Annotated in this window: 3 protein-coding genes; 1 reads left to right on the top strand and 2 read right to left on the bottom strand. The window is 49.4% G+C overall.

What is annotated here, in order from left to right; all coding sequences use genetic code 11:
- Positions 1-169: 169 nt before the first annotated feature.
- The gene (locus KDK14_RS02695) at positions 170-703 is read right to left on the bottom strand and encodes a cytochrome b (protein WP_257263482.1); all 534 of its coding nucleotides are present in this window, start codon (positions 701-703) and stop codon (positions 170-172) included.
- Between the two features lie 177 nt (positions 704-880).
- Between KDK14_RS02695 and KDK14_RS02700 the strand changes: the two genes are divergently transcribed.
- Positions 881-2,008 carry a phosphatase PAP2 family protein gene (locus KDK14_RS02700; RefSeq protein WP_257263483.1) on the top strand — a complete coding sequence of 376 codons (1,128 nt, stop codon included), beginning with the start codon at positions 881-883 and terminating at the stop codon, positions 2,006-2,008.
- Between the two features lie 136 nt (positions 2,009-2,144).
- On the opposite strand, the gene can is transcribed toward KDK14_RS02700, so the two are convergent.
- On the bottom strand, positions 2,145-2,819 hold the full coding sequence (can, locus tag KDK14_RS02705) for a carbonate dehydratase (protein ID WP_257263484.1): 675 nt from the start codon (positions 2,817-2,819) through the stop codon (positions 2,145-2,147).
- Positions 2,820-2,995: the final 176 nt, after the last annotated feature.

Below are 2,995 nucleotides of genomic sequence, written 5' to 3' on the forward strand. Positions count from 1 at the left end.
CTAGAGCAACGCAGGAGCAGTTGCCGTGTAGGGCAGTCTATTCTCGGACAGCCTCATGGAAATTATCAGACCAGTATTAGAATCAATAGTTTCAAAACGCGTGTCGAAGTGAGGCGAAAAATTTTCTTTATCCCGGACCAGCCCCCTGACTGATCCGAAGAAGCAACTGTTAAAGCATCCGATGCAGTACATCATGCTCAGGCTTATCGAAGTAACGATGTTTAATGGTGGCCAGAATGTGCAGTACCACAATGCCCAGCAGCACATAGGGAATAATGACGTGGATATCGTGGAGTCGGCCCGCCAGTTCCGGGTTCTTCTCCAGAAAACTGGGCATGACCAGGTTGAACAGCGGCACATCACGACCGGCAGCGTCAGACATCAGGTAGCCACTCACCGGTACCAGGAACATAAAGAGATAGAGAAGCCAATGCACCAGGGTTCCCAGTTTTTTCTGGTAAGTTGGCATGCTGTCAGGCAGTTTCGGAATCTCACTGGCCCAGCGAATCACCAGACGGGCGAACAACAGGAAGATCACCAGAACACCAAAGGATTTATGCCAGTGGTAAATGTCGTATTTATAGCTGACGTTATCTTCCAGCCCCACCATATACCAGCCAGCTGCAATAATTCCCAAAATAAGAAGGCCGACAGTCCAGTGCATCAGACGCATGAGTATGGGGTATTTATCAGAATTGCTCATTAGTTTGCCCTGCTTTTTTTAAGTAGGCGGGTATCATAATTTAATACAGTGTTTCGATGCTATAACTATTCACGGGTTGTACTAATAGCAATGATCAGAGTTTTTTGGCCTCCGGCAAGGAACTTTGTAATGGCAATCTGAGACTAACGGGTACTAAACAACGTTAGATTTTTGCTTATGATTATTAGCTCAGCAAAACCATTGCCAGAACAGCCAGACATTACGAAAAACGCTTTTGATTGGTCCATGCCTGGTAAGGTCAAACCGTTTCGGGGATTTGCTGCTGTTCTCAGATCCGGGGTCACGTCTATATTGCAACGGGCCAAAGCGGATGATCAACTCTGGCTCCGACAGGCACAGGAAGGAGGCAATCGCCTCATGACTCGACTGATGTCAGTAGTGCCCGTTGTTTATTCGTTGCTGGTCATCAATAGTCTGCCCACTGCCAATGGGTGTGAATGGGGGCCTTCAGGCACACGAAATGGCACAGTGTCGCCGTTTGCTGATTTTGGTTATGTCGATCCGGTAGTGACATGGGCTGACAGTGCAAGTGACGTGGTGCTGTACGGTGGTTTCATGACGCTTGTTGCCAGCCACATTGCCAAATTCGTAGCACGACTATATGCAGACAAACAGTCAAGGGCGCAGGCGCTGGAACCGGGTCTTAATGCACATGATGTCAGGGAGCTGGCGAAAAAAGCGCTCTGTAAAGAGGCCAGTGAAGTGGTGAAATCCCTGATCCTGGTGGCAAGTGTTGTCGGTATTGTGGAATATATGAAAACTGCAATTGATAAAGAACGTATCTATGTCCTGCAACCGGACTATAAAAATGGAAAGTTATGCATGGATCCCGATGATTTCAAGGCCATGCCCTCAGGGCATGCTGCGGTTTCGGCTATTGCCTGGTCGCAGGTTGTCCTTAATGTTCTGGATTCTGCGGCGCTGTCTTCCCCTGCCTTCAAGCGCTTGCTGGAAAGAACGCGTCCGTTTTCCAATCAGCCACTTGCTTCACCGTATGGGAAGACGTTTTTCGCTCTGTCCAGCGCTTTTGGTTTTGGGGGGCTGGCAGGGGTATTAAGAATTCTGGCGGCCAAGCATGATGGGATTGATGTGTCAGTCGGTATGATAATAAGCGCGACTGCCGCTGCTTGCTCCCCATATATTCGCAGTGGTGTGTTTAGCCAAAGTGTTGTAGTGGATGAAAATACCGGATATTACTATAACGATGACGTGTATAGCCGCCCTGTTGAAGTCCCCGGGCCGGTGCGGGTCAGGGATAATCAAGAGGCAGAGGCAATGGTATAAAGGATTGCTAATACAATCATTGAGTTCTGGCTAATTCCAGAGGTTAGGGGGTACTTACGCATAACCAGATGAAAGCGGACCACAATGGATCTTGCAATCCCCCTACTGGTATCAGTAAGGGATACAATCCACCCATTCACCCTCCCTTCTTACTGGCGATAACATCAATTGCTGCCGGGTACTGCTCATCGATGTCTTCATTGGAACCGACGCTCAGGCCAAGGTCTCTCACCAGCCCATCTTTCAAGCCATAAACCCAGCTGTTGACCGTCAGCTTCTGGCCACGATTCCAGGCGTCCTGAACAATGGTTGTCTGACAGACGTTCAACACTTGCTCCACAACATTCAATTCACACATTCTCTGGAACTGCGCATCATCACTGCCAGCATTCTCAAGCAGCCCGGCGTGTTTCTTCTTGACGTCCTGTACATGCCTGAGCCAGTTATCGATCAGTCCCAGTTTTGAGTTATTCATGGCTTCGCGCACACCACCACAGCCGTAATGGCCGGTCACAATAATGTGCTCTACCTTCAGGTAATCCACCGCATATTGAATGACTGACAGGCAGTTCAGGTCGGTATGAACCACCACATTGGCAACGTTTCGGTGGACAAACAGTTCACCCGGAAGGAGGCCAACGATGTCGTTGGCCGGTACCCGACTGTCAGCACACCCGATCCAGAGATACTTGGGCGCCTGCTGCCCGGAGAGCTGTTCAAAAAAATCAGGCTTTTCTTCACGAATGGACTTGGACCACTGGTTATTATTTTCAAGGAGGTTTGCCAGGCTAGACATAGTTTTCTGATCCATATTTCGGTTCCAAAGCTGGAGGACGTTATAGCAACTCCGCTGTGGCAAGACCAGCACTCTAATGTAGGGGTTTGTAACCGGGAAAAGCATCCCATGATGACATGGCGGTGTTCCGGATTGGTGCCAGGAGGCTGTCCGAGAATAGACTGCCCTACGCGGCAACTGCTCCTGCGTTG

Source organism: Endozoicomonas sp. ONNA2 (assembly GCF_024606365.1).
GTDB lineage: Bacteria > Pseudomonadota > Gammaproteobacteria > Pseudomonadales > Endozoicomonadaceae > Endozoicomonas.

What these genes read in the sequence shown, in the direction of transcription:
- KDK14_RS02695 (WP_257263482.1), bottom strand. Translation starts at nt 703, where the DNA reads ATGAGCAATTCTGATAAATACCCCATACTCATGCGTCTGATGCACTGG.
- KDK14_RS02700 (WP_257263483.1), top strand. Translation starts at nt 881, where the DNA reads ATGATTATTAGCTCAGCAAAACCATTGCCAGAACAGCCAGACATTACG.
- can (WP_257263484.1), bottom strand. Translation starts at nt 2,819, where the DNA reads ATGGATCAGAAAACTATGTCTAGCCTGGCAAACCTCCTTGAAAATAAT.